General features: G+C 65.5%; 21 protein-coding genes and 1 pseudogene. 6 read left to right on the top strand and 16 right to left on the bottom strand.

What is annotated here, in order from left to right:
- Positions 1 to 147 precede the first annotated feature (147 nt).
- From PRN20_RS14205 to PRN20_RS14185, 5 genes are all read left to right on the top strand, one after another.
- Positions 148 to 972, top strand: coding sequence for an amidohydrolase family protein (locus PRN20_RS14205; RefSeq protein WP_273958138.1), 825 nt, complete (start codon positions 148 to 150; stop codon positions 970 to 972).
- An 80-nt stretch (positions 973 to 1,052) separates the two neighbouring features.
- The gene (locus PRN20_RS14200) at positions 1,053 to 2,117 is read left to right on the top strand and encodes a Gfo/Idh/MocA family protein (protein ID WP_273958136.1); all 1,065 of its coding nucleotides are present in this window, start codon (positions 1,053 to 1,055) and stop codon (positions 2,115 to 2,117) included.
- Complete coding sequence (locus PRN20_RS14195) at positions 2,114 to 3,262, top strand: CaiB/BaiF CoA transferase family protein (protein ID WP_273958135.1); 1,149 nt, start codon at positions 2,114 to 2,116, stop codon at positions 3,260 to 3,262. The genes PRN20_RS14200 and PRN20_RS14195 overlap by 4 nt, the downstream gene beginning before the upstream one ends.
- A gap of 14 nt (positions 3,263 to 3,276) precedes the next feature.
- Positions 3,277 to 4,371, top strand: a complete 1,095-nt coding sequence (locus PRN20_RS14190) for an extracellular solute-binding protein (RefSeq protein WP_273959021.1) — start codon at positions 3,277 to 3,279, stop codon at positions 4,369 to 4,371.
- Positions 4,371 to 4,814: a MaoC/PaaZ C-terminal domain-containing protein gene (locus tag PRN20_RS14185; RefSeq protein WP_273958133.1), complete on the top strand. Its 444-nt coding sequence runs from the start codon at positions 4,371 to 4,373 to the stop codon at positions 4,812 to 4,814. The genes PRN20_RS14190 and PRN20_RS14185 overlap by 1 nt, the downstream gene beginning before the upstream one ends.
- A gap of 206 nt (positions 4,815 to 5,020) precedes the next feature.
- Here the strand turns inward: PRN20_RS14185 and PRN20_RS14180 are convergent, their stop codons facing one another.
- The 10 genes from PRN20_RS14180 to PRN20_RS14135 all read right to left on the bottom strand — a co-directional run bounded on the left by PRN20_RS14180 (position 5,021) and on the right by PRN20_RS14135 (position 16,868).
- Positions 5,021 to 6,919, bottom strand: a complete 1,899-nt coding sequence (locus tag PRN20_RS14180; protein WP_273958131.1) for a hypothetical protein — start codon at positions 6,917 to 6,919, stop codon at positions 5,021 to 5,023.
- 5 nt (positions 6,920 to 6,924) lie between these two features.
- Positions 6,925 to 8,001 carry an ABC transporter ATP-binding protein gene (locus PRN20_RS14175; protein ID WP_273958129.1) on the bottom strand — a complete coding sequence of 359 codons (1,077 nt, stop codon included), beginning with the start codon at positions 7,999 to 8,001 and terminating at the stop codon, positions 6,925 to 6,927.
- 5 nt (positions 8,002 to 8,006) lie between these two features.
- Positions 8,007 to 8,852, bottom strand: coding sequence for a carbohydrate ABC transporter permease (locus PRN20_RS14170; RefSeq protein WP_273958128.1), 846 nt, complete (start codon positions 8,850 to 8,852; stop codon positions 8,007 to 8,009).
- A gap of 4 nt (positions 8,853 to 8,856) precedes the next feature.
- Positions 8,857 to 9,810, bottom strand: a complete 954-nt coding sequence (locus tag PRN20_RS14165; RefSeq protein WP_273958127.1) for a carbohydrate ABC transporter permease — start codon at positions 9,808 to 9,810, stop codon at positions 8,857 to 8,859.
- Positions 9,811 to 10,042: 232 nt separating this feature from the next.
- The gene (locus PRN20_RS14160) at positions 10,043 to 11,296 is read right to left on the bottom strand and encodes an extracellular solute-binding protein (RefSeq protein ID WP_273958126.1); all 1,254 of its coding nucleotides are present in this window, start codon (positions 11,294 to 11,296) and stop codon (positions 10,043 to 10,045) included.
- Positions 11,297 to 11,337: 41 nt separating this feature from the next.
- Positions 11,338 to 12,492: an enolase C-terminal domain-like protein gene (locus tag PRN20_RS14155; RefSeq protein ID WP_273958125.1), complete on the bottom strand. Its 1,155-nt coding sequence runs from the start codon at positions 12,490 to 12,492 to the stop codon at positions 11,338 to 11,340.
- Positions 12,493 to 12,564: 72 nt separating this feature from the next.
- Positions 12,565 to 13,452 (bottom strand): carbohydrate ABC transporter permease, encoded by an 888-nt coding sequence (locus PRN20_RS14150; protein ID WP_273958124.1) that lies wholly within the window; start codon positions 13,450 to 13,452, stop codon positions 12,565 to 12,567.
- Positions 13,453 to 13,459: 7 nt separating this feature from the next.
- A complete protein-coding gene (locus PRN20_RS14145; RefSeq protein WP_273958123.1) occupies positions 13,460 to 14,305 on the bottom strand; it encodes a carbohydrate ABC transporter permease in 846 nt (281 codons plus the stop codon).
- 144 nt (positions 14,306 to 14,449) lie between these two features.
- Positions 14,450 to 15,715: an ABC transporter substrate-binding protein gene (locus PRN20_RS14140; protein WP_273958122.1), complete on the bottom strand. Its 1,266-nt coding sequence runs from the start codon at positions 15,713 to 15,715 to the stop codon at positions 14,450 to 14,452.
- Between the two features lie 37 nt (positions 15,716 to 15,752).
- Entirely contained in the window at positions 15,753 to 16,868 is a 1,116-nt protein-coding gene (locus PRN20_RS14135; RefSeq protein ID WP_273958121.1) for an ABC transporter ATP-binding protein, read from the bottom strand.
- 262 nt (positions 16,869 to 17,130) lie between these two features.
- On the opposite strand from PRN20_RS14135, the gene PRN20_RS14130 reads away from it, so the two are divergent.
- On the top strand, positions 17,131 to 17,784 hold the full coding sequence (locus PRN20_RS14130) for a GntR family transcriptional regulator (protein ID WP_273958120.1): 654 nt from the start codon (positions 17,131 to 17,133) through the stop codon (positions 17,782 to 17,784).
- Positions 17,785 to 17,806: 22 nt separating this feature from the next.
- On the opposite strand, the gene PRN20_RS14125 is transcribed toward PRN20_RS14130, so the two are convergent.
- From PRN20_RS14125 to PRN20_RS14100, 6 genes and pseudogenes are all read right to left on the bottom strand, one after another.
- Complete coding sequence (locus tag PRN20_RS14125; RefSeq protein ID WP_273958119.1) at positions 17,807 to 20,986, bottom strand: glycoside hydrolase family 31 protein; 3,180 nt, start codon at positions 20,984 to 20,986, stop codon at positions 17,807 to 17,809.
- A gap of 276 nt (positions 20,987 to 21,262) precedes the next feature.
- Entirely contained in the window at positions 21,263 to 22,495 is a 1,233-nt protein-coding gene (locus tag PRN20_RS14120; RefSeq protein ID WP_273958118.1) for an ABC transporter substrate-binding protein, read from the bottom strand.
- A gap of 32 nt (positions 22,496 to 22,527) precedes the next feature.
- Positions 22,528 to 23,286 carry a carbohydrate ABC transporter permease gene (locus PRN20_RS14115; RefSeq protein WP_273958117.1) on the bottom strand — a complete coding sequence of 253 codons (759 nt, stop codon included), beginning with the start codon at positions 23,284 to 23,286 and terminating at the stop codon, positions 22,528 to 22,530.
- A gap of 226 nt (positions 23,287 to 23,512) precedes the next feature.
- Positions 23,513 to 24,397 carry a carbohydrate ABC transporter permease gene (locus tag PRN20_RS14110; protein WP_273958116.1) on the bottom strand — a complete coding sequence of 295 codons (885 nt, stop codon included), beginning with the start codon at positions 24,395 to 24,397 and terminating at the stop codon, positions 23,513 to 23,515.
- A gap of 247 nt (positions 24,398 to 24,644) precedes the next feature.
- Entirely contained in the window at positions 24,645 to 25,667 is a 1,023-nt protein-coding gene (locus PRN20_RS14105; RefSeq protein WP_273958115.1) for a LacI family DNA-binding transcriptional regulator, read from the bottom strand.
- Positions 25,668 to 26,255: 588 nt separating this feature from the next.
- Positions 26,256 to 26,559: pseudogene (locus tag PRN20_RS14100) on the bottom strand (GIY-YIG nuclease family protein).
- Positions 26,560 to 26,576: the final 17 nt, after the last annotated feature.

Below are 26,576 nucleotides of genomic sequence, written 5' to 3'. Positions count from 1 at the left end.
AATCGACCGGCAAAGGGCGGCCACTATGAGGCGACAATGGGGCAAGTCGTTCACAAACCTGCCCAATCCGTTCATCGACGAACGCAATATGGCCGCCTCGGCCGGCGCGGACTATCGTCCGCGCCAGTTAACAAATGAGGGGATCACATGCGCATTGTCGATACGCACCTGCACCTAGTCGATATGGCCCGCTTCTCCTACCCGTGGCTGGCCGATGCCGGCACACTCAACCGCGACTGGCCCGCCGACGTCTACTTCGCCGAAGCCGGCAAACTGGGGATAGAAGCGGCGCTGCACATGGAGGTCGATGTCGCTGAAGCCGACATGGAAGCCGAGACCCGCCACATGCTCGGCGCGCACCCGGGGGTGGTGGGCGCCATCGCCGCCTGCCGCCCAGAGTCGACGGAGTTTCCCGCCTATCTCGAGCGAATGGCGGCGCTTGACGGGGTGAAGGGATTTCGGCGCATTCTTCATACTTCGCCGGACGAACTGAGCCAGAGACCGATCTTCGCCCAGAACCTCCGCCGGCTCGCGGCAACGGGGCACCCATTCGATCTGGGCCTGCTGGCGAGACAACTGCCGATCGGGCTGGAACTCGTGACCAGATGCCCGGACGTCCAGTTCGTGCTCAATCACTGCGGCGTCCCCGATGTGGCCGCCAAGGCGCTCGATCCCTGGCGTCGCGACATCGAGGCCCTGTCCGAGCGACCCAACGTCGCCGCCAAGATTTCGGGCATCGTCGCCTATGCCGGAAACGACTGGACGGTCGATGATCTGCGGCCCTTCGTCGAGCACACCATCGCCTGCTTCGGCTGGGACCGGGTGGTGTTCGGCTCCGACTATCCGGTCCTGACTGTGACCGCCGACCTCACCCGCTGGGTCACCGCGCTCAAGGAGATCGTCGCGGGCGCCAGCCCGGACGAACAGGCCCGCCTGTTCCATCGCAACGCTGAGCGCATCTACCGCATCTGATCTATCAGAGCGGCCGTCTGACCTATATATGAAGAGAGCATTCAAATAAGAATGACCGCGAGCGGTCCCGGAGGCCCCGTGTGAGCATCGACACAACAGCGCTGCGCCAGAGCTGGCCGCGGCCCTCTTTTCCCCGCCCGATCGTCATCATCGGCGCCGGCGGCATCGTCACCGATGCGCACCTGCCGGCCTACCGCCTCGCAAACTTGCCGGTGGCCGGCGTCTACGATCTCGACGCTGAACGGACCCGAACGGTAGCCACACAGTGGAACACGCGAGGATTTGAGAGCCTCGACCAGGCCATCGCCACACCCGACGCCGTCTTCGACCTCGCCTTGCCCCCCGGGGCACATCTCGACGTGCTGCCGAAACTGCCGGACGGCGCGGCCGTGCTGCTGCAGAAGCCGATGGGCCGGGACCTTGTCGAGGCCACCGCTATCCTCGAACTCTGCCGCGCCAAGTCGCTCAAGGCCGCGGTCAACTTCCAGCTCCGCTTCTCGCCCATGATGCTGGCCGTCGCCGATGCGCTCGCGCGCGGCTGGCTCGGCCGGCTGATCGATGTCGAGGTGCATCTCAACCTCGTCACCCCCTGGCACCTGTTCCCGTTCCTCGTCGGCATGCCGCGCGTCGAGATCGCGGTGCACTCGATCCATTATCTCGACACGTTGCGCGCTCTTCTCGGCAACCCCACCGGTGTCCATGCCCGCACCCTCGGGCACCCCTCGACCGATCTCGCGCAGACCCGCACCTCGGCGCTGTTCGATTTCGCCCCGGATCAGCGAGTCACATTCTCGATCAATCACAACCACGATTTCGGCCGCCGCTTCCAGGACGCGAGCTTCCGCTTCGAAGGCACCGACGGCGCCGCGATGGTGAAGCTCGGCCTGCTGCTCAACTATCCCGAGGGCGAGTCCGACGAACTCTGGATCACTCGCAAGGGTGACGACTGGACCCAAGTCCCCCTGCAGGGCCGCTGGTTCCCCCACGCGTTCATCGGCACGATGAGCAATCTGCAGCGCTACGCCGCCGGCGAGGACGCGGCGCTAATCAGTTCCGTTGAGGACGCCTGGCACACCATGGCGCTGGCCGAAGCCGCCTTCGAATCCGCCGCCAAGCCCGCCACCCCCGTGAAAGCAAAGCCATGACCTTGCCCCTCGATGGCGTGCTCGTCGTCGATCTCTGCCAGTTCCTGAGCGGTCCCTACGCCTCGCTGCGCCTGCAGGACCTTGGCGCCCGCGTCATCAAGATCGAGCGGCCCGATGGCGGCGACCTCAGCCGGCGGCTCTATCTGAGCGACACGGAGATCGGCGGCGACTCTACCATCTTCCACGCCATCAACCGGTCCAAGGAGAGCCTGGCGCTCGACCTGAAGAACCCCGACGACCTCGCTGCGCTGAAGAAGCTCATCGGCCGGGCCGACGTCATGCTGCAGAACTTCCGCCCTGGCGTCATCGAGCGGCTCGGCCTCGACTACGGCAGCGCGAGGGCAATCAACCCGGGCATCGTCTACGCCTCCATAACAGGTTATGGCGAGGAGGGACCGTGGGTGCAGCGCCCCGGCCAGGATCTCCTCGCGCAGGCCCGCTCCGGCGTCATGTGGCTCAACGGCGACCACGACCAGGGTCCGGTCCCCTTCGGCCTCGCCATCGCCGACATGCTGGCCGGCGCCGCCGTGGCGCAGGGCATCCTCGCCTCGCTGGTCAGGAAAGGCCGAACCGGTCAGGGCGCCCATGTCGAGACGAGCCTCCTCGAAGCGCTGGTGGACTTCCAGTTCGAGGTGCTGACCACCCATCTCAACGATGGCCGGCGCAAGCCGAAGCGTTCGGAGTTCCGCTCCGCCCACGCCTATCTCTCGGCACCCTACGGGGTCTATCCCACCGCCGACGGCTACCTCGCCCTCGCCATGACCCCGCTCGGCAAGCTCCGCGACCTGCTGCAACTGGCGGCGCTCGACCCCTATGCCGGCGATCCCAAGAGCTGGTTCCGCGAACGCGACGCCATCAAGACCATCATCTCGAACGCGCTCGAAACCCGGCCTACCGCGCACTGGCTCGCACTGCTGGAGCCGGCCGACATCTGGTGCGCCAAGGTGCTGGAATGGCCCGAGCTGCTGGAGAGCGACGGCTTCAAGGCCCTCGACATGCTGCAGACGGTGACCCGCGACGATGGCGTCTCCATCCTCACCACCCGCTCGCCGCTCCGTATCGACGGCGAACGCACCACCACCAGCCGGGCCGCCCCATTGATCGGCGAACAGAGCGCCGCCATCCGCAGGGAGTTCGGCCTGTGATCGAACTCAGGGGCATGACCTGGAGCCATCCGCGCGGCTATGACCCGATGGTTGCTACCACCAGGGCATGGGCCGAGCAAAGCGGCGTCACCATCCACTGGGACAAGCGCAGCCTGCAGGATTTCGAGAGCTTCCCGGTCGAGGAACTGGCCCGGCAATACGACCTGATCGTCATCGACCACCCGCATGTCGGCCAGATCGTCGCCGAACACTGCCTCGCCCCGCTCGACGTTCCCGGCCGCGAGGCCGAGCGCGCCGCGCTGGCCAGGGCCTCGGTCGGCCAGAGCTACCCGAGCTACGAATATGCCGGCCGCCAGTGGGCCTTTCCGATCGACGCTGCGGCGCAGGTGATGGCGTTCCGCGCCGACCTGATCGAGCCGCCGAAGGACTGGGCCGGCGTGCTTGCATTGGCGCGCGCCGGGCAAGTCGTGCTGCCCATGCTGGCGCCGCACTCGATGATGAGCTTCTTCACCCTCGCCGCCAATCTCGGCCACCCCTGCGCTACGGCCGAGGGCGAGCTGATCGACCCGGCGATTGGTGCTCAGGTCGTCGACAGGCTGGCCGAAATCACCGCGCTGATCGATCCCGCCAACTTCGCCATGGACCCCATCGCCGCCTCCGAAGCCATGGCCCGCCCGGATGCGAAGGTCGCGCTGATGCCGCTCGGCTACGGCTATGTCAGCTATGCCATGCCGGGCTTCCGCCCCCACACCCTGAGCTTCACCGATATCCCGCTGCCCGGGGCAAGAGGTTCGGCTCTCGGCGGTACCGGCATCGCCGTCTCGGCGTTCTCGCAGCACCGCGATGCCGCCATCGACTACGCTTACTGGGTCGCCTCCGGCCCGGTGCAATCCGGCCTCTACGCCAGCTCCGGCGGCCAGCCCGGCCACGCCGATGCCTGGGCGGACGCGGCGGTGAATGCCGCGACCGGCGACTTCTACCGCAACACCCGCAACACCCTCGAAGCCGCCTATGTCCGCCCGCGCCACCGCGGCTACATGGCGTTCCAGGATGCGGCGAGCAAACGCCTCAGCGCTGGCCTCGTCGGCGGCGAGACGCCGGCGGCTATCGTCGCCGATCTGAACCGCATGTTCCGGGAGAGTTTCTGATGGAGCGGCCGCGCCACTTCGAGGACTACGTCGTCGGCGAGGTCAGGAAGACCACCGGCCGCACCATCACTGAGACCGACTTCGTCGTCCACGCCGGCCACACCGGCGATTTCTTCCCGCACCACATGGACGCCGAGTTCATGAAGGCCTCGGAATTCGGCCAGCGCATCGCCCACGGCACCATGACCTTCGCCATCGGCATCGGGCTGACGGCCACGGAGATCAACCCGCTCGCCTTCACCTATGGCTATGAACGCCTGCGGTTTCCGAAGCCGGTGTTCATCGGCGATACGATCCACACCGAACTGACGATTGCGGCGCTGGACGACGACCCCAAGCGCCCCCAGTACGGGCGGGTGACCGAGGAAGTGCGGGTGCTGAACCAGCGCGGCGAGACCGTGCTGGCCTGCCAGCACATCTACTTGGCGCAGCGGCGGGGGTAGTTAGTCGAGGCGCGATCTCGCCACGTGGGCCTTCTCCCCTTGTGGGAGAAGGTGGCCGACAGGCCGGATGAGGGGTCACGCAACCCGAAGGTTTGCGCGATCGGAGCGAGGCGACGAGCGACTGAGTGCACGGAGAGATACCCCTCATCCGCCCTTCGGGCGCCTTCTCCCACAAGGGGAGAAGGCGATCACCGCACCATCGTGCCCTACTCCTCCCGCCCCAGCAGCACCGCCGGGCCATCGGCGGCCCGCGCCCACGGCGTGTCGTAGCTCGGCGCGTTGGCGTAACGGCGCATTCCTAGCGACAGCCGCGCCGTCGCTCCGGCCGCCAGCTTTACCGTCACCCATCGCCCGCTGACGGGTATCGTCGCTCCGTCGCCCAGCGTCACCGACGTGAAGTCGTGTTCGCCGAACACCCCGCCCTGGATCACCACTTCGGCCGCGTGCACCGCGTCAGTGTTCACCAGCGTCAGCGTCGCGCCATCGTCGCTCAAGCCATCGACCAGCGCCGCCACGCCCTGCGGCAAGCCCGGGCGCTTGCCCGCGGCATCGAAGTAGCGGAACCGCGCCACCTGCAGGCCGCCGTGATAGACGTGCATCGGCCCGCCCAGTGTCAGCTGCGTCAGCGCTTCCACCACCATCGGCGTCAGCTGTTGCCACATGTGGATGGTCATCGACTCGCGGAAGTGATCCATGGTCAGCGGATCGTTCTCGGCCTTCCGGAAATTCGCGATCTGCTCGGTGATGGTCTTGAGGTCGGCTTTCAGCACCTGCTCCGGATAGTCCGGGTAGTTGCCGCGCATGAACCTGAACCACTGCGCGGTGTTGCCGTTGAAGCCCATGTGGCCGCCATTGGTCTTGCCGTAGCCGTGATAGGCCGGGTTCACCTCGTCGAACAGGTCGCCGGCCCAGCCGCGCTCGGCCCGCTCGGCGTCCTCATCGGCCATCGAGACGTTCCACAGATACACCCCGTACATCGGGTGGAAGCGGCGATAGTCGCGCCAGCCCTCGTCATAATGACGGTTCGGCACCAGTTGCTGGCCGCCCTCCTCGCGCCGGAGCCCCCACAGCATGTCGAGCTGCGAACGCGCCAGCGCCAGATACTTCATATCCCCGGTCAGCAACGCCGCATTGACGCCCGACACGCAGAGCGGTTCGAGCAGCGAGAACGAGCCGTGCGGCCAGCGCCAGCCGTAATAGCCTCCCCACCACTTCCCGTCATTGTACTCGCCGATTTCCCCCGAAAGTCCGACATTGTCCGGTGTTGTTCCGCCGTTCTTCTGGGTCCGCTCCTCCCATGCCGCGAGATAGTCGAGCACCCAGGCGCGATATTTCTCCTCGCCCGTGTAGGCAAAGGCGTGCGTCATCAGCGACGTCGCGCCGAGGTTCAGCGGCACGTCGCCGCGCGATTGCCGCTGGTTGATGCGGGTCAGAATCTCCGCGTAGACGGCATCGTCCGACCACGGCGTCTTCATGCCGTATTTGTCGATCCCCGGCAGGTCCTCGAACGGCGGCAGATACTCGTCGAGGATCTCGCGATGCGTCGACCAGTCCTCTGCCGTTTGCTCGAACCGTGGCCCCCGGCTGCCGGTGATGGGCGAGCGGATCAGCCGCTTCTCTGCATCCCAGTTCTGCGCCTCGGCATCCTCGCCATTGTAGAACCCGGCAAACCGCCGCGTGCGCTGCCGGTCCTTCGGCACCGAGGGGTCGGCGAGACCGAAGAAGTAGAAGAACAGGTTGCTCTCGCCGTGATGCATCCAGTCGTAATAGGCGTCGTACTCGCGATGGATCTGGCCGTACTCGGTCCATTGCCAGGTGATGCCGTCCCAGATGATGCGCGAGCGCTTGTACACCTCCTCCGAGCCGCCCAGCGCGTAGAACAGCGGCATGTTCATGAACCCCTCATAGGGGTCGTCCGAACCATCCATCCCCGGCCAGCGATCGCGCCAGATCAGCGTGCCGTCCGGCCGCGTGTAGCGGTCGGCAAACTCTATCGCCGCCTCGTTGAGGATGGCGAATATCTGCCGCTGCAGCAGCGCCCATTCGGGCAAGGGGGCGATATCGGCCGCCTCGATGGACGGCAGGTTCAGGTCGGCGGTTGTCATGGTGGCTAGATCCGGTTTCCCGATACGGGGTCGAAGAGATTGATGGCGGTGGTGTCAACGGTCAGTGTCAGCGGCTCGCCCGGTCTCGGCCGGTCCTTGGGCCCGAGCCGCGCGGTGATCAGCTGCCCGCCGACGCTTGCGATCACCATGGTGTCAGGCCCGGTCGGCTCGACCACGTCGACGACACCGGTCAGCGATGCCGGGCCGTCGCCCGAATCGAGCATCTCGGGCCGGATGCCGGCCGTGACTTCGCGGCCCACGAAGCCGGCGACATCCTGCTGCAGCCCCGCCAGCGCCAGCGTCCCGGCCGCATGCCGCAGCACCAGCCCGCCATCGCCCTGCTCCAGCGTCCCCTTGAGGAAGTTCATCGTCGGCGAGCCGATGAAGCCCGCGACGAACATGTTGGCGGGCCGATCATAGATCGTTTCGGGGTCGGCCAACTGCTGGATCACCCCGCCCTTCATCACCGCCACCTTGGTGCCGAGCGTCAGCGCCTCGACCTGGTCGTGTGTGACGTAGACGGTGGTGGTACCGAGCCTGTCATGCAGCCGCTTGATCTCGGTCCGCATCTCGACCCGGAGCTTGGCATCGAGGTTGCTGAGCGGCTCGTCGAACAGGAACAGGTCGGGGTTGCGGACGATCGCCCGCCCCATCGCCACGCGCTGGCGCTGTCCACCCGACAGCTGCCCGGGTTTCCGATCAAGCAGGTGCTCGATCTGCAGCAACTCCGCCGCTCGCTGGACTGCCGCCTCCCTGTCCTTCGGCGCCACCTTCCGCATCTCGAGCCCGAAGCCGATGTTCCTGCGCACCGGCATGGTCGGGTAGAGCGCGTAGGACTGGAACACCATGGCGATGTTGCGGTCCTTGGGGTGCACGTCGTTGACGTTCTTGTCGCCGATCAGGATGTCGCCACCCGAGCTGTTCTCGAGCCCGGCGATAATGGCGAGGAGCGTGGACTTGCCGCACCCTGACGGCCCGAGCAGCACCAGGAAGCCGCCATCCTCGACCTCGATGTCGATGTTGTTCAACACCTCGACGGCGCCAAAACTCTTGCGGACCGAGTTGATCGAAAGCGTCGCCATTGCACCTAGCCTTTCACTGCGCCGGCGGTGAGGCCGGCGACCATCGCCCGCTGCACGATGGCGAACAGCACGATGACGGGGAGGATGGAAATCATGCCGCCGGCCGCCAGCATGCCCCACGGCAGCTGGAACTCGCCGACCATCAGCTGCAAGCCCACCGGCCAGGTGCGCGAGCCCTGGCTGGTGGTCAGCATCAGCGCGAACAGGAACTCGTTCCACGCCGCGATGGCGACGAACACGCAGGTGGCGAGCAGTCCGTTCCGCGCGATCGGGATCACCACCATGAACATGGCGCCGAGCCGTGTCGTGCCGTCGATGCGGGCGGCGCTTTCGAGCTCCTTGGGCGCCGCATCGAAGAAGCCCTTCAGCATCCAGACGAACAGCGGCAGCAGGAAGCTGGTGTACGCGATGGCGAGCCCGATGGTGCTGTCGAGCAGCCCCACCTGCCGCATGATGATGAACAGCGGGATGATCATCAGCACCGCCGGGAACATCCGCACCACGAGGTACCCCAGCATCAGCTGCGTGCGCCCCTTGAACTGGAAGCGGCTGAACGCATAGGCGGCGACCGTCCCGGTGAGCAGGCACAAGAGCACCGTGGTCGTGGTGACGATCAGGCTGTTGATCACCAGCACCGGATAGCCCGACTGGTTCCAGAGCTTGACGTAGTTCTCGAACGTGATGCGCGAGGGGATGTACTGCATCGTCCGGGTGACGATGTCCTCCTCGAACTTCAGCGAGGTGAGGAAGGTCCAGACGATCGGCGCGATGGCGATGAAGGCAAGGCCGACCAGCACGACGTAGCTGATGACGTCCCAGAGAAGTTTCGAACGTGAGCGGGTGGCGGCCATGGCGTCAGTCCTCGTTCACCTTGGAGAGCCGGACATAGGCCCAGGCAAAACCCATCAGGAGGATGAACATCACCACCGAGAGGGCACCGGCATAGCCGAAGTTGAAATCCTTGTAGGCGGTCTGGAACGCGTAGAGGCTCAGCACCTGGGTCGACCGTCCCGGCCCGCCGCTGGTCAGGATCAGCAGCAGGTCGGGCGAGTTTACCAGCCCGATGACCCTGAGGATCACCGCCGCCGCGATAATGGTCTTCAGCATCGGCAGGGTGATCAGCCTGAGCTGCGCAAACGGCCCCGCGCCATCGATGTCGGCCGCCTTGTAGAGGTCGGAGGGAATGCCCTTCAGCCCCGCCAGGATCAGCAGCGTGAAGAACGGGAAACTGTGCCAGGCCTCGACCACGATCGCCGCCGCCATGGCGGTCGAGGGGTCGGCGAACCAGGCTTTGTAGCCCTCGAGCCAGCCGATCTTGACGAGGAGGTCGTTGATCACCCCCAGCCGCGGATCGAGCATCAGCGCCCACATATGGCCGGCGACCACGTTGGGAAGGAAGTATGGGAGCAGGATCAGCACCGCGAGCACTTTGCTCCCCGGCAGGTTCCGGTTCAGCGCCAGCGCCGCGATCAACCCGATGAGAAATTCGAGCGCGATGGCCGAGGTCACCCACACCGCGGTGTTGCGCAGTGAAACCCAGAAGATCGGGTCGGTCAGCATGCGCTGGTAGTGCTTCAGCCCGACCCAGCCGGTGCCGAGGTCCGGCCGGTTGAGCCGCATCTCGCGAAAGCTCATCTGCATGCCGTAGAGCGTCGGGTAGATCACCACGGCGGTGATCAGCAGCGCGCTCGGGATCAGCAGCAGGTACATCCAGTACCGCGTCTCCGAGAGCTCGCCGATCATCCGGACCGGATTGATGCGATCCCACAGCGTTAGCGGTGGCGGGTAGCTGATCCTCGCCTCAACCATGCGTTACTCCTGGATTGTTTGGCGGACGAACGTATCGGGTAGCCCGCCTGTACCCACTCCCACCGGCTGTCATCCCAGCGAAAGCTGGGATCCAAGCTTCCGCAAGCGCCGGCTTAGAGATGGGTCCCTGCTTTCGCGGGGATGACACCGAGTTTGGGCGATGTTCAGCGCTCAGCCTTTGCCACAGCGGGCAAGTAGGCGGCCGGATGACTCCGGCCGCCTTCGATCAACCTCAGGCGATCGCCTGGGCGAGGCCGTCGATCATCTCGTCGACCGCCTGTTCGGGCGTCGCTTCCTTGATCAGCACGCGCTGGAAGGCGGGGAGCACCACGCTCTCCGACCAACCGGCAAACCCGGCAAAGCTCGGCGCCGGAATACCGAAGCCGAGCGTATCGGCGGCCGGCTTGTAGAGTGGGTTACCGGAGATGCGCTCGTCCTGCGCCGCCACCGTCGAGGCCGGGAAGTAGCCGGTCTTTTCGAGGAACGCGACGGCCGCGTCGGGCTCACCCCAGAACTTGATCCACTCCCAGCTGGCGTCGATCGTCTCGGGCTTGGTCACCGTGTTGTAGGCATAGCCGAGGCGCGACACGCGGTTGACGGGACCGGCCGGGATCGCGGCGGTGGCGAACTCGACGCCGGCCTTCAGCAGCTTCGAGTTGTCCTGGAACGAGCCGGTGTGGTGCCACAGCATCGCGGTCTGGCCGGTCTGGAACGCTTCCATGATCTGGCGGAAGCCGTCGTTCGGCGCGCTGGGCGGCACCGCGCCGTCCTTGATCAGGAGGCCCGACCACCAGTCCACCGCTTCGATCGCCTTGTCGCGATCGAGGCTGATCGAGCCGTCGTCCTGGATCAGCTTGGCGCCGAAGCCTTCCATGATGTTGATCACATAGGACTGACCACCCGCACCACCGCGCATGCCGAAGCCGAAGCGGCCCTTGGCCGGGTCGGTCAGCTTGATCGCCGCGTCACGGAACTCTGCATAAGTGGTCGGCGGTGCGAGGCCGGCTTCGTCGAACCAGTCCTTGCGGTAGTACATCCAGTCGACAAACGTGAACGCCGGGATGCCGTAGACCTTGCCGTCCTTGGTGATCGAGGCGAAGCGCGAGTCGTCGAAATCGCCCCGCCGCTCCCACGCCGCGATCCGGTCGGTGAGGTCGGTGAGCCCGCCCATGGCGACGAGGTCGGCGACGCGTTCGGACGAGACCATGGTGGAGTCCGGGCGGCTGCCCGACACAACCGCCGCGGTGATCTTGGCCATGAACTCGGGGTTGGGGATGTTCTCCTGCGTCACCGCGATATCGGGGTGCGCCGCCGCGAACAGCTTCATCACGTCTTCCAGCCCAGCGAACTCCGACTGGCTGGTGAACGTGTGCCAGTAGTTGATCGCCGTCTGCTGAGCCATGGCGCGGGCCGGCAGCAGCGCCGAGGCGGCCAACAGGCCGCCACCCATCTTCAGAACTGATCGTCTATCAAACCTGGTCGTCATGAGCGTCCTCCTCCTGATGCTCAGTTACGAACTTGGATATGTCAGTGCCACGGCACCTCCGCGCCGATCGGCCTCAGCCGCTCTGTGACCTCGATCTTGGCAAGCGCGGTTTCGTCGAGCTTCTTGAAATCGAACTCGTAGCCGATGCCGGGCTCGTCGCTGACCGTCAGGTTGCCGTCGACGATCGACAGCGGCCCGAGCTTGTCGAGGCCCTTGATCTGCTCCTCGTTCATCACGAGTTGCTCGTAATAATCGTTGTTCGAGATGGCGGCGCAGATCTGCGCGTTCTCGAGTCCCATGCCGTGCACCTGGGCCCGCATGCCGTGGCTTTCCGAGAGGTGCGCCACCTTCATCGAGCCGGTGAAGCCGCCCTTGTAGAAGGTCGAGACGCGCGTCATGTCGAGCGCCCTGTTCTCGATCCAGGTCGCCATGTTGCCATGCACGCCGTCCGAGGTTTCGGCGGCGAGGATCGGGATATCGAGCTTCTCGCAGAGCTTGGTGTAGCTGCCGAGGTGGAACTCGCGCATCGGCTCCTCGTACCAGAGGAAACCGAGGTCCTGAATCGCCTTGCCGAACTCCAGCGCGTTGACGTAGTCCCAGCCGGCCGAGCCGTCGAACATCAGGTCCGCATCGGGCCCGACCCACTTGCGGAGGTTCTTGCAGAGCTCGATGTCGCGCTTCACCGGACCGCCCCAGGCGTGCAGCTTGAACGCCTTGAAGCCGACGTCGCGGCTCATCTTGATGTAGCGCTCGTACTCATCCATCGTCGGCCAGGTGACCGTCGAGGCATAAGCCGGCACTACCCGGTCGTCGCCGCCCAGCATCTGGTAGATCGGCATCCTGGCGTGCTGCGATTTCACGTCCCAGCACAGCATGTCGAGCATGCCGAGCGTGCGCATGTGGAACTCTTCGATGCGGTCGAGTTCCCAGATCAGCCGCCACATCCGCTCGGTCAGCAACGGGTTCTCGCCGATGAACTCGTGGTAGCGCCGCCGCACCAGGTCGATCACCGCCTCGCCGCGCCCCATCTCGATGACGCCGTCGATGCCGGCATCGGTCTCCATGCGGATGACTGCCTTGTGCGGCCTGGAACCGCGCGGGATGTCACCGTGCGAGCCGGGAATGCCGTCGCGCCAGATGAACTTCGGTCCCGGCTCGTGCTCGACCAGCCATGCCGTGAACCCCGTGATCTTCATTCAGTCCTCCTAGGTAGATCCTATGCGGCCGCTCCAGGCAGGACTTGGCCTCGCCAAGTCCGCCCGTGGCCGCTAACCCTTTTCCGCGCCCGACAGCATGCCGGAGCGCACGAACCGCTGTGCGGCCATGAAAATCAGCAGCACCGGCAGCACCACGAGGATGGCGGCGAGCACCACCTCCGGTTTCTTGATCGGCACATCGTTGGACGGCAGGTTGCTGAGCGCGCCTGAACCGCTCACCAGCGCCGTCAGCCCCACCGGCAGGTTGTAGAGCTTGTCGTCGCTGAGCAGCACGAAGGCGAGGAAGTAGTTCGACCAGATGCCAAGGAAGCTGAAGAACGCCACCAGCGCGATGATCGGCCGGGCCAGCGGCAGCGCGATCCGGCTGAACAGCTGGAACCGGTTGGCCCCATCGACCCGCGCGGAATCCATCACGCCCTTGGGCAGCGAGGTCGAAAAGTAGACGTAGGTCAGGTACACGCCGAACGGGAAAAAGCCCGACGCGAGGATCAGCCCGGCATAGGTGTTGCTGAGCCCGAGCATGTTGAGCTCGAGGAAGATCGGCAGCACCACGGCCGTCGATGGCGTGATCATCGCGATCAGCGTGAAGATCAGAACGAGCCGGCGCCCCGGGAACTCCGATGCCGCCAGTGCGTAGCCCGCAGGAATGCAGGCGATCAGCGACAGCAGCACCCCGCCCACCACGTAGATCAGCGAGTTCACCGTCCAGGTGAGGATCTGGAAGTTGTTGTAGGTGGTGAGGTTGGTCCAGGTGCGGGCGAACGAGTCCCAGTCGCCCAGTGCGAACGGCGATTGCGTCAGCAGCGAGGATTCCGACCGGGTTCCCGCGATGAACAGCCAGAGCAGCGGAATGCCGTAGAAGCACACCGCGAAGGCCAGCGTCGCAAAGACCACGAACCTGCCGGGATTGATCCGCATCGGTGCGGTTCTGGTGCTCATTGCGCCCTCAATCGATCTTGTAGAACTTGGTGGCGAAGACGATCACCAGCGCGATGACGATCGAGGCCCCGACAAGCAGCGTCGACAGCGCCGCCGAGGCACCGAAATCGCCCATCCGGAACGCGTACTGGAACGCCATCTGGTTCAGCGACCAGTCGTTCTGCGCGAACTGCGGGCCGGCGAGCCCCATCAGTTGCGGCTCGACGAACAGCTGCAACCCGCCGGCAAAGCTCAAAATCCCCATCAGCACCAGCGAGCGCCAGATCATCGGCAGCTTGATCCGTGTCGCGAGCTGGAACCGGTTGGCGCCATCGATGCGCGCCGCTTCCATCACTTCGGTGGGGAGGCTCGACAGCGCCCCGCCGAACACGACGATCCAGCCGCCCGAGGCCGAGAAATACGCCATGATGGCGAACACCCCGGCGAGGCCTATGCCCGAGATCACGTCCGCCCGTGTGCCCCAGCCCAGCGTGTGCAGCACCGGCTGGAACGGGCTGACCGAAGGGTCGAGCACGAACAGCCACAGCACCACGATGGCCGACGAGGTGACGGCGCCGGGCAGGAAATAGATCGTCCTCAGCGTGTTGGCGGTCTTGCGATTGATGCTGTCCAGCATCAGCGACAGCATCGCCACGCCGATCATCGTCAGCGTCACCCAGATCGCAACGAACGCCAGGACGTTGACGACGCTCGCCGGCACGCGGAAATCGTCGAACACGAACTGGTAGTTGGTGAAGCCCCAGAACACCATTTCGATAGTGTCGAAGAAACTGAGCCCGAACGCATAGGCGATCGGGAACAGCCCGAACATCAGCAGCAGGATCAGGTAGGGCGCCAAGAGCAGATACGACATGCGCGTATCGCGCCGTGCCTTCTGCCTGGCCCTGCGGACGCGATCGCTCGCCGCCGCCCTCACGTCTGATGCCATTGCCGTCGCGCTCATGGATGCCCCGCCCGATAGGACCGGACGCGCCCGAAGACGCATCCGGCCGGTCAGTTACTCGACCTGGTAGCCGTTGAGCTTGGCGAGGTTGACGAGTTCGGTCTGCAGCGCCGGCAGGGCGCCCTCGACCGTGCCGCCGCTGGCGAGAGGCTGCACCACGACCTTGGCGATCGCGTCACTGACCGAGAAGCGCAGGCTCGCGTAGCCCGGGTGGCTGAACTGCGCCGCCTCGGCTTCCACCTGGAAGACGTTCGGATCGGCATAGTAGGCATCGCTCGCGAGGCGCGCACCCCAGGCTTCAGCCGAAGGACGGTGCGCCGGCAGCGTCACGGCCCCAGTCTGGTTGGCGACGTCGGTCGACATCCAGGTCACGAGGTCGACGGCTTCGGCCGGGTGCGCGGTGTCCTTCCAGGCGCCGTAGGTGCCGCCACCCCAGCTCCAGGTCAGCGGCTGGCTCTGGTCGTCCCACTTCAGCGGCAGAGCCGCGGCGAGCTTGCCGGCCGGCCATTCATAGGTCGGCTTGATCACGTATTCGCCGAACCAGGTCGGCCCGATCATCAGCGGGATCTTGCCATCCTTGGCCTTCGCCACGAAATCCGGCTCGAACGGCCCGATCTTGGTCAGGCTGCCATTCGCCAGCATAGCGTCGACCATCTTCGCCGGCTTCAGGCACTTGTCGGTGGTGAGGTCGATCTTGACAGTATCTTCCTTGCCTTCGACCGGCATCACCATGTCGCAGCCGTCGGACACCAGCATCGCGTAGAGCGGGAACGCCTCGACGCCGGTGCCCAGGCTGTAGCCCTGTGGCCCCAGTTCCTCGCCGAGCTTCTGGAACTCCTCCCAGGTCGTCGGCACGGCCTTGCCGAGGGCCGCCATGGCGTCCTTGTCGTACCAGACGATCATGTGCGCGAGGTCGTTGCGCATGCACAGCAGTTTGCCGTTCACATGGCACGGCGAGTTGCCGTTCGGGTAGAACTCGTCCTGCAGCGCCTGCGGCACCTTGTCGGTCAGATCGAGCAGGTAGTTCGAGCGGCGGGTCGAGAGCTGCGCGGTGTAGCCGATATCCGACATGAAGATCACGTCGGGGATCTCGCTCTTTGCCTGCAGCGCCAGCTGGATCTTGGCGATCAGATCGGCCGGCGCGACGGTCGTGACGTTGAGCGTCACGTTGTCGTGCGTTTTGTCGTAGAGATCGAACATCGTGAGGCGCGGCGTGTCCGACCAGACGTTCAGCGTCACCGCATCCTGGGCCGTCGCTGCACCGGCCACGAGGCTCAGCGCTACACCGCCGGCAAGCGCGGCGGTCCTTGTACGAAGCATTAGTCTCTCCTCCTGTGTTTCCGGTTTTGCGCCGGATTTATCTGCCGACCGCCGACGCCAAGACGGCGCCCGCTGCATCGAAGACGTGCACCTGATCCGGCTTCAGCCCGACCTGGACCTCCTGCCCCGGCTCGAGGTCGGAATGGCCCATCACCTGAACGGTGATCACCTCGGGCGTTCCCCCATCGAGATAGGCGTAAGTGATGTTGCCGAGCCGTTCGACCGACTCGACCTTGGCCGAGAGCGCCGCGAGCCCCGCCGGTAACGCGGCGCCCACCGGCACCACTTCCAGCGTCTCCGGCCGCACCCCGAGCGTGACTGCATCGCCGACACCGGCGCCGCGAGCGGCAAGCTCGAGCCTGGTCCCGCTGCTCGCATCGAGGCTCATCGTCGCCGTGCCGTCCGAGTTGCTCACTATCTTGGCCGGCAGCAGGTTCATCTTGGGTGAGCCGATAAAGCCGGCGACGAACAGGTTGTTCGGCCGCGCGTAGAGATCGAGCGGCGGCCCCACCTGCTGGATGCGGCCATTGTCGAGTGCGACGATCCGGTCGGCGAGCGTCATCGCCTCGACCTGGTCGTGCGTGACGTAGATCATGGTCGTGCCGAGCTCGCGGTGCAGCCGCTCGATCTCGAGCCGCATCTGCACCCGCAAAGCCGCGTCGAGGTTCGACAGCGGCTCGTCGAACAGGAACACCTTGGGGTTGCGCACGATGGCGCGGCCGATGGCAACACGCTGCCTCTGCCCGCCCGACAGCTGCGCCGGCGAGCGGCTCAAGAGCTCGTTGAGCCTGAGGATCCGCGCCGCTTCCTTGACCCGCTTGTCGATCTCGTCCTTGCCGAAATGCGCCAGCTTCAGGTTGAAGGCGATGTTGTCGTAGACGTTCATGTGCGGGTAGAGCGCGTAGGACTGGAACACCATCGCGATGCCCCGCTCCGACGGCTCGGCGAAGGTCACGTCCTTGCCGTCGATCAGGATGTCGCCATCGCTCACCGTCTCGAGCCCGGCGATCATCCGGAGCAGCGTCGACTTGCCCGAACCCGAGGCGCCGACGAACACGACGAACTCGCCCTTGTCGATGTTGAGGTCCACGCCCTTGATGACGTCGACCGTCCCGAAGGACTTCCGGACGTTCTTCAGCTCGACCGCGACCACCTAGCAGCCCCCGGCCGCCGAGTGCGACACCATCACCAGCTTCATGCTGACCCTCCCCGTTGAGATATTAATGAGAGGCAATAATATCTCAAGTCAAGGCGCTACAGCGTGCCAATGGGTGGATATCTCGCCCTTCGGCGGGGGTCTGGTAGCTCGCAGGTTCCGCAGAAACCTGTGTTCACGGGCGTTTTCGTGAGATTTCCAAATCGCCTGTTGATATACAGAGGTCCGAAAACGCCTCTTGACCAGTTCACCGGTGCACATGTCTGACGTCCGCAATGACAACGAAGGTTACCGCCGCTTCCGCAAGGCGATGAATGACGGCACGCTCGAGGCCGGCATGGTGGTGACCCAATCCGAGCTGTGCGAACTGCTCGGCCTGTCGCTTTCGCCGCTGCGCGAAACGCTGGTGCTGCTGGAGGAGTTCGGGCTCGTCGAAATCAAGCCGCGCGCCGGCATCAAGATCGTCTACCCGGAGGTGGCGTTCATCCGCGAGAACTACCAGTTCCGCATCATGATCGAGATCTTTGCGCTGAAGAGCTTCGGCGACACCGTCTCGGATGCCTGGCTCGCCGAGATGCGCCTGAACCACGAGAAGTGCCGCATCAGCCTCACCGACGGCAGCCCGTTCGAGGCGGCGCACATCCCGTTCCTCGAGCTCGATGGCCGCATGCATCGCGAGATCGTCGCCTCACTGGGCAACCGCGCCATCCTCGATACGCACGAGCGCCTGCAGGAGAACATCCGCATGGCGCAGCGCGTCCACCGCCGCCCTGGCTTCCGCGGCTATCTGGTCGATACGGTAGACGAGCACATGCGCGTCATCGCCGCGCTCGAGCAGCGCGATGTGGCGGGGGCCATTGCGGCGATGGAGGCCCATTTCCGGGCATCGACACACCGCACCTTCGCGGCCTGACCCCTGACCCGGACGCCGGCGTTCAACCGGCGCTGAGCTCGACCATCGGCAGCGGCACGCCCGAAAGTGACAACGCGCCAATGACATGAGGGACGCCATCGACCTCCACCTGTGCGGGTCGATCGGCGAACACCAGCAGGCAGCGACGAACGAGCGGAGCCTCGCCGACGATGCGGACGGTATCGCCCGAACGTTCGAGCGTGATGCCTTCGTGGCGGGCGGGACTACCTTCGGCGAGGCCGGCGACCAGCAGGACGAGCGTGCCCGGGGCATCGAGCCGGGACGGCATGCTGGCGCCAAGGTGAACCTCGCGGTCGAAGGCCAGCGGCAGGATGCTGCCTTCGCTCAGGAAGACCGGGATTTCCTCAAGCGGCGCAGTGACTTGATGCGTGCCGGGCTCGTACCAGCGGTTCTGGAACAGGTGCCACCAGCGCCCTTCTGGCAAGACGACCGAGCGGCTCGTATCGCCCTCGCGGATGATCGGGGCAACGAGCAGGTCGCGGCCGAACATGTACTGGTCCCAGAGGGGGACGACCTCGCTATCTGATTGATAATCAAGCAGCATTGCGCGCATCAGTGGCTGACGCTCGGCGACGCACCAGGCGGCTTCGCGGACGAGGTACGGCATCAGCGACATGCGCAGGTTCGCATAGAACCGGTAGCCGCTCAGCGCCCGCTCGTCGCCCGAGCGCTCGGCAATGTTCCAGGGTGTGCGGTCCTGGTTGAACTCGGCCTTGCTCTCGGCGTGGTACTGCATGATCGGGCAGAAGCAGGCCATCTGCGCCGACCGGACATAGAGTTCGGCGCTCGGAACTTCGCCCGAAAAGCCTGCCATGTCCCAACCCCAGAAGATCACACCCGACATTCCGGCCGAGAGGCCGGCGAGGATGGACCGTTTGAACGCTTCCCACGTCGATCGTTCATCGCCGGCCCAATGCGCCGGGAAAGTCTGCGCACCCGTGTAGCCCGCGCGCGAAAAGCAGATGCCCCCGTTCTGTTGCGCGAACCGATAATACGCCGAGATATAGTCGCGGGGATAAGCGTTGCGGTTTTCGAGCCCGGTGCGTCCATCGGCGAAGACGAGGTCCCTGCCCCACACCATCTCGCCGCCGTCGGTCTTGAAGCCGTCGACGCCCAGATCGTCGATCAGGTACTGGCGCTTCGAGAACCACCAGTCGCGGCCTTCCGCATTGGTGAAGTCCATCAGCAGGCTGTCCTTGAACCAGCCCTCGGGCAACCGGAGCGGCGTGCCGTCGGGGTGTTTCACCCCATAACCCTCAGCGAAGAAATGGCTTTCGTCGTTGCGCTTCTGCGCGTGCTTCAGCGCCGGGGACTGCTTGATGATGGGAATCTGCCAGAGGATCAGGCGGAGATCGTTGTCGTGCAGGTGATCGGCCAGACCCTTGGGATCGGGCCAGCGGCCCCATTCGGGGAAGCTGAAATCGCCGTAGGCAAACGCCTCGGCGCCGGGCCTTTCGGCGTACTGCGCGTCATTGAAGATGTAGAACGTCGCCTCGTCGGACCAGGCCTCGATGACCAGAACGGTGGCCGGGATCTGGTGCTCGAGGGTGAGGGCGACCTGCTTTCGCACCTCGGCCTCGCTGTCCCAGTTGTTCGAGGACATCCAGGGGCCTAGTGCCCAGGCGGGCACCGGCTCGGGGTCGCCGGTTAGGGCCATGAACTGGCTGATCTGCTCGGCGACGGTGCCGGTGAACAGGTCGATGGCGAGGCTATCGGCCTCGACGCCGAAACGGGTCTCGCCGGGGGTCGAGAGGTCGAACCAGGAGTAGGAATCGGTCGCGATGTGGAGGCCGAAGCCGGCATCGGTGTAGCCGACCGGCATCGGCATGTAGGTCCTGAGCCCCTGTTCCTTATACTGGTTGTAGACGAACTGATCGATGCGATTGCCGGCCTGGTCCAGCGCATTGTAGCGCTCGCCGAAGCCGTACCAGCCGCAGGGCGAATGGCTGAGAGTGGCTGAGATTTCGCGGATTTTCCCGGCGCGATCGTGGAGGTACGAGACCGCGGTGAGCGTCGCCGCGCCGAGGCGGATTGGCGAGAAGTTTCCCGCACTTGCGCCGGGCCGCAGCTCGAGGCGGGAGCCGGAGAGGTCAGCGGCGCTGACATTCCGTATCCGGGTCAGGACCTCGTACATGAACGGTCCCTGAACGACGTTCGGGTGGTTTGCGAAGCGGATACGGTACTCGACCAGCGATCCGCCAACGGCGCGCGGCAGGATGAACTCCCAGCAGTCGCCCTTGAACGTGCCGGCGAGGACGGTGTCGCCGAGCAGCAGTTCCAGCGGCTCGTCCGCCGAGAGCGGCGAGGCGACGGCGCGGACGGTGACCTCGTCGGTGTCGGTGACGAGCTTCGGGAAGCGCTCCTCGACCAGCGGCTCGTAGCGATTGCCGTTTCCATCGGGGGCATGGCGGATGAAGCGCGCTTCGAGCTGGCGATGCGCCTTGAGCCGGTTGGCGACGATGGCCGACGGGGTCTCGGCGAGAAGCTGGCGGCTCCGCGAATAGCTCCCCTGCTCGGCCCAGTACCAGGCGAGGAGCTGGCGATCGGCCGGCGTGGCGGCGGCAATGCGCTCGGGCGTAGCGAGGGCGCGGACGGAGTCGACGAGGACGAGATCCTCGACATCGAACAGGCCGAACGGGACGGCGGCGAGGAGGACGTCGAAATCGAGCGTCGCCTTGTCGGACGACGACATGAGGCCGCCGGCGCGGACATGGCGCGCATAGACGTGGTTCTTCACCCGGCCGACGAGCCGCGTATCGGCCTCACGGCGGACGAGATGATTGGCCTCGCGCAGGGCGGCGGCCCACAGGGCGACCACCCAGGTATCGGTGAAGTGGTTCTGGTTGGGCGAGAGCTCGCGCTCGAGGCGGCGCGCGACGGTGTCGCGGAGGGTGAGGGCGTGGGGAGTGTGGAGCATGTGACCCGGTGCGGGCTGCCCCCCACCCTTGATCCCTCCCCCCGAGGGGGAGGGAGACGACTGCAGCGCCTGCGGCTGGGAATCGAGGGCGGCGAGATAGAGGGCCAGCGCGGCTTCGATTGGGTCGGTTGGGTCGGCGTCGGCAAGGCGGGACGCGATCGCGGGCGCGGCGGCGACGGGGTTGGCCAGCAGCTGGGAATAGAGGTCGAGGAACCAGGGGTGGAGGGTAGCGAGCGGCGCTTCGCGAGTGGTTTCGGTGGTCATGGCTGGTTCCGGTGGTGGTGGCCGGGAGCACTGGAACTCCCGGCCTTGCCCTTGGGAGGCAAACTGGTTGCAGTCGGGCCTTCTCCCCTTGTGGGAGAAGGTGCCCGAAGGGCGGATGAGGGGTAAGCAGCAAACACCGGCGCGTGGGGCCGCCCCCTCCACCGGCTACGCCGGTCCCCCTCCCCCGCCACGCGGGGGAGGATCACCCCTCATCCGGCGCTGCGCGCCACCTTCTCCCACAAGGGGAGAAGGCAGCCCGACTGATGGTTCGGCGCCTTACAGCAGCCCCTCGATCGCGACCTTGGCGTCCTTGAGGGCCTGTTCGGGGGTCTTCTGGCCGAGCTTGGCGGCTTCGAGTTCCTTGCCCACGGCATCGGTCAGCTGGTTCCAGTTGCCGATGACGGGGGGGACGACCGCGCTGTCGAGGGCCTGGAACACGACTTCGCGGCTGTCCGGGATCGGCTGGTCGAGATAGCCCTGGACGGCAGCGGCGTCGGAGACGGCGGGGAGTTCCCAGCCGGCGGCGATGCGGAGGTCGACTGCGGCCTTCGACGAAGTCAGGAACTTGATCCACTGGTAGGCTTCGTCCGGATGGGCCGAGTTGGCCGAGACCGCGACGCCATTGGCGAAGAAGTGGTGCGCCTTCTGCGTCTTGCCGGGCTCGAGCGCGATGTCCCACTTGAACGGCGCGTTCTGCGCGAAATCACCGAGCAGCCAGATGCCGGTGCGGAGCATGGCGATCTTGCCGGCCTTGAACAGATCCTCGGAGGACTGGCCGGCCATTTCGATGTCGGACGGGGTGACCTTGTAGGTGTTCACCTTGTCGATCATCCACGTCAGCGTCTCGATGTTCTGCGCCGAGTCGATGGTGACGGACTTCTTGTCGGGCGACAGGATCGAGCCGCCGTTCTGGGCGATGGTCTTGTAGAACTCCCAGAACTGGATGGGGGCGAAGCTCCCCCAGACGCCGTTGGCCGGATCGGTCAGCTTCTGCGCCGCGGCGAGTTCCTCGGTCCAGGTCCAGTCGGCCGTCGGATAGGCGACGCCGGCCTTGTCGAACAGGTCCTTGTTGTAGAACAGCACGACGTTCGAGAAGCTCTCGACAAGGCCGAGCTGCTTGCCGTCCTGGCTGAAGGCGGCGAGCGCCGTCGGGTTGTAGACCGAGGTCGAGAAACCGGTGTCGGCCGCGATGATCGGCGTCAGGTCGGCCAGCGCGCCCTTGTCGGCATAGGTGACGAAGTTCTCGTAGTTGAGCTCGAAGGCATCGGGCGCCTGCTTGGCGGCGACGACGGTCTGCAGCTTGGTGAAATAGGCGTCCCAGGCGGCCGTTTCGTACTCCACCTTGATGCCCGGATGCTCCGACTCGAAGGCCGCGATCGTGGCGTCGAGTTCCTTGAGGTAGTTCGGCGCGGCCGAGAAGGTCATGTACTTGATCGTCACGTCCTGGGCGATTGCCGGGGTGACGAGGGCGGTTGCGAGCAACAGCCCGGTGAAGGTCCTACGCAGCATGTTGGTTCTCCTCCTGTTATGAACCTTGGTGGTCACTTGAGCCCCGTGTGGGACATGCCCTTGATGATGAAGCGCTGGGCAAAGACGTAGACGGCGAGGATGGGAACGGTGGCGATGACCGTGCCCGCCATCAGCACGTTCCAGACGGTCGACCAGCGCCCCTGCAGCGCCGAGAGCCCGAGCGGCAGCGTCATCATCGAGGTGTCGGTGGTGATGATCAGCGGCCACAGGAAGCTGTTCCAGCTGGCCATGAAGGCGAACACGGCGAGCGTCGCCAGTGCCGGGCGCGCGAGGTGGATGGCGATGGTGAAGAAGATCCGGATGTAGCCCGCGCCATCGATGAAGGCGGCCTCCTCGATCTCCCTGGGGAGGCGCAGGAAGAACTGCCGGAGCAGGAACGTGCCGAAGGCGCCGAAGCTCGAGGGCAGGATCAGCGCCTGGTAGGTATTGGTCCAGCCCAGCCAGTTCATGATGATGAACAGCGGGGTGAGCGTCACCTGCTGCGGGATCATGAGCGTTGCGAGGTAGGCATAGAAGAGCAGCGTCCGGCCGCGGAATTCTATGCGTGCGAAGGCATAGCCGCTCATGGCGCAGAACAGGACCATCAGCGCCGTCGACGTGACCGAGACGAACGCCGAGTTGACGAGGAACTGGCCGACCGGGACGGAGTCGAAGACGGTGGCGTAGTTATCGAGCGTGACCGGATCGGGGATCCATTGCGGCGGCGTCGCGAAAGTCGCGCCACGCGTCTTGAGCGAGGTCGACAGCATCCAGGCGAAGGGGAGCAGCATGATCACTGCGCCGAGGATGAGGAGGATGTAGGTGGCGAGGTCGGCGAACCGCAGCGGGGTCTTCTTGCGCTGACTGATAGAGACGGCCCCCTCCCGGCCTCCCCCATGAAGGGGGAGGTGAAGAGTCGAGGTTCGATCTTCGATTGTGCCTGACGCACCGGCCGGCACCTCCCCCTTCATGGGGGAGGATGGGAGGGGGCCGTCTCGGCCAGCAAGAAGCACCCGCTCAGCCATCGGACCGGTCCAGTCGCTTTTGCAGCAGGTTCTGCGCGATGGTGACGGCGAAGATCAGGGCGAAGAGCACCCACGAAATCGCCGAGGCGTAGCCCATCTGGTAGTAGCTGAAGGCGTTCTTGTAGATGAGTTCGACCATCACCGAAGTGGCGCCGGCCGGGCCACCCTGGGTCATCACCCAGACCTGGTCGAACACCTGGAACGACGAGATCAGCGAGATGGTGGTGACGAAGAAGGTCGTCGGCATCAGCATCGGCAGGGTGATGTGCCGGAAGCGCTGCCAGGGCGTGGCGCCGTCGAGCGAAGCCGCCTCGTAGAGGTGCTCGGGGATATCCTGCAGGCCCGCGAGGTAGATCACCGTGACGAAGCCGATATCCTTCCAGATCGAGGTCAGGATGACGCCGGTCATCGCCCACTGCGGATCGAACAGCCAGCCGGGGCCTTTGAAGCCCAGCCAGCCGAGCGCGACGTTGACGAGCCCGTATTGCGGGTTGAGCAGCCACTTCCAGATCAGCGACACCGCGACCCATGAGGTAACGACCGGCACGAAATAGATGGCGCGGAACACCACCCGGCCGCGGATGCGCCGGTTGAGCAGCAGCGCGAGCCCGAGCGCGATGCCGACGGTTGCCGGCATGTAGCCGGCAATGAAGGTGACGGTGTTCCTGAGCGCGCCGAGGACGGCCGGATCGGCCAGCGCCTTCCAGTAGTTGTCGAGCCCGATCCACTGGATCTCGCCGATCAGGTCCCAGCTCGAAAAGCTGAGCACGAAGCTCGAGGCGACGGGCAGCATCAGGAAGACGAACATGCCGGCAAGGCTCGGCCCGAGCAGCACGGCGAGCGCGAGGTACCGCTGGCGGGTGTTGGCCGGGCTCATGACCGGCTCCGTCGGCGCATGAGCAGCGGTGCGTGAGGGTACCCCCCACCCTGTCCCTCCCCCGCAAGGGGGGAGGTGACCTGCGCTCGCAAGTCATCGTCCCGCACCAGCCGGGGTAGTGGCGCCTCCCTCCCCCCTGAGGGGAGGGAATGAGGGTGGGGGTGGCGCGGTTCGCCACCGGGCGACCCCCGCCCCCAACCCCTCCCCTCAAGGGGGAGGGGGGCGATGGAGCCGCTTGGCCGGGCGGTCATTTCGGCCTCCGATCAAGCACGCTGTCGCGCTCGACGATGCGCACGTCGGTGGTGCTTTCGCGCGGGGCGGCTTCCTTGCGGAGGACTCTCGCGATGAGGTCGCCGGCGAGCTTGCCCTTTTCGAGGATGGACTGATCGACCGTGGTCAGCGCCGGATAGACCATGCGCGACACCGGCAGGTTGTCGAAGCCCATCACCGAGTAGTCCTCGGGAATGCGCCTGCCGAGGCGATGGAGGCCGGCGAGCAGTCCCGCGGCGATGAGATCGGCGGTGCAGAAGGCGGCGGTGACGCCGGGGAGCTGGGTGAGCCGGTCGGCCGCCTCGGCGCCCCAGTCGAAGGTGACCGAGCCCGAGAGTACGCGGGCCGCATCGAACCCGATGCCGGCTTCGCTGAGGGCCCGCTTGTAGCCGGCGAGGCGGCGCTCGATGACGCCGCTCGTGCGGATGACGCCGGTGACCAGCGCGATACCGGTATGGCCGCGGGCGATCAGGTGGCTGGTCGCCGCGTAGGCCGCCGCCTCGTCGTCGAGGCGCAGGTGGTGGAAATGCGCGTCGTCGATATAGCTGTCGATGAGCAGCGTCGGCAGGTCGAGCTCGCGCAGGTGCTGGTACAGCCCCTCTCGGTAGACGCCGAGGACGATCAGCCCGTCCATGTTCCAGTGCGAGAGCGTATCGAGCTGGGCGTTGGACTCGCCCACGCCCGACAGCATCATGTAGTAGCCGTTCTGGCGCAGCGCGCTCTCGATGCCCGAGATCATCTCGGCGTAGAACGGATTGTCGAGCAGCAGCTGGTTCTGCGTCTCGGTGAAGGGGATCACCACGCCCACCATGCGCGAAGCATTGGACACGAGGCTGCGGGCGCTCATGTTGGGCCGGTAGCCGAGCTCGCGCACCGCCACCATGATGCGCTCGACCGTCTCGTCCGACGCCTTGGCCCGCCGCCCGTTGAGGACGTTCGAGACAGTCATCGGCGACACGTTCGCGGCAAGCGCGATGTCTTTGATGGTGGCGCGAGCCAAGCAGAAACCCTCCCCGATCCCCTCGGCGGTTTTGCGTTAAACCAGCAAGCCCGTGTTTTCCCGCGACTATTCTTGTTGTGGTGAGTGCGGCGGGAAAGGCAGATGCTGGTTTTACGTTAAACCGAGATGGATTGTGTACGGCGGGAGCGGATGGCGAGTCAAGAGAGGCAATCTCGATGTCATCCCAGCGAAAGCTGGGACCCAGTTCGCAGACTTTGCCGGGGGGAGAGATGGGTCCCTGCTTTCGCAGGGATGACAGCTGGTGGGTGGGACGGTTTGTGGCCTTTGGCGTCAGGGCACGCCACGGCGGATCCGAAAGACTCGATGTCATCCCAGCGAAAGCTGGGACCCAGCTCACAGATCGTGCCGAGGGGAGAGATGGGTCCCTGCTTTCGCAGGGATGACAGCTGGTGGGTGGGACGGTTTGTGGCCTTTGGCGTCAGGGCACGCCACGGCGGATCCGAAAGACTCGATGTCATCCCAGCGAAAGCTGGGACCCAGTTCGCAGATCGTGCCGGAGGAGAGATGGGTCCCTGCTTTCGCAGGGATGACAGCCGGTGATGGAGGAGAAACGGGGGGCGTCCGGAACTACCAGATCCCCTTGACGAGTGACGGGTAGAGGTCGCTCCAGTCCGGGTTGAGATCACGGAACAACTCGAGCTTCCAGGCGCGTTTCCAGGCCTTGATCTGCTTTTCGCGCACAATGGCAGCGTCGATGGAGCTGTGGACTTCGTACCAGATCAGCCGATCGACGCCGTACGTGCTGGTGAAGCCGGGGGACCTCGCGCGCCTTGTGTTCGGCGACACGGCGCACGAGGTTGTTGGTGACGCCGATGTAGAGCGTGCCGTTGCGCTTCGAGGCCAGCAGATACACGAAGTAGGTGCTTTCCACCGCGCGCCCGTCCCTGC

The organism is Devosia sp. ZB163 (assembly GCF_028613635.1).
Taxonomy (GTDB): Bacteria; Pseudomonadota; Alphaproteobacteria; order Rhizobiales; family Devosiaceae; genus Devosia_A.
The sequence above is the reverse complement of the archived record's forward strand: the minus strand, read 5'-3'. Positions and strand labels throughout refer to the sequence as shown.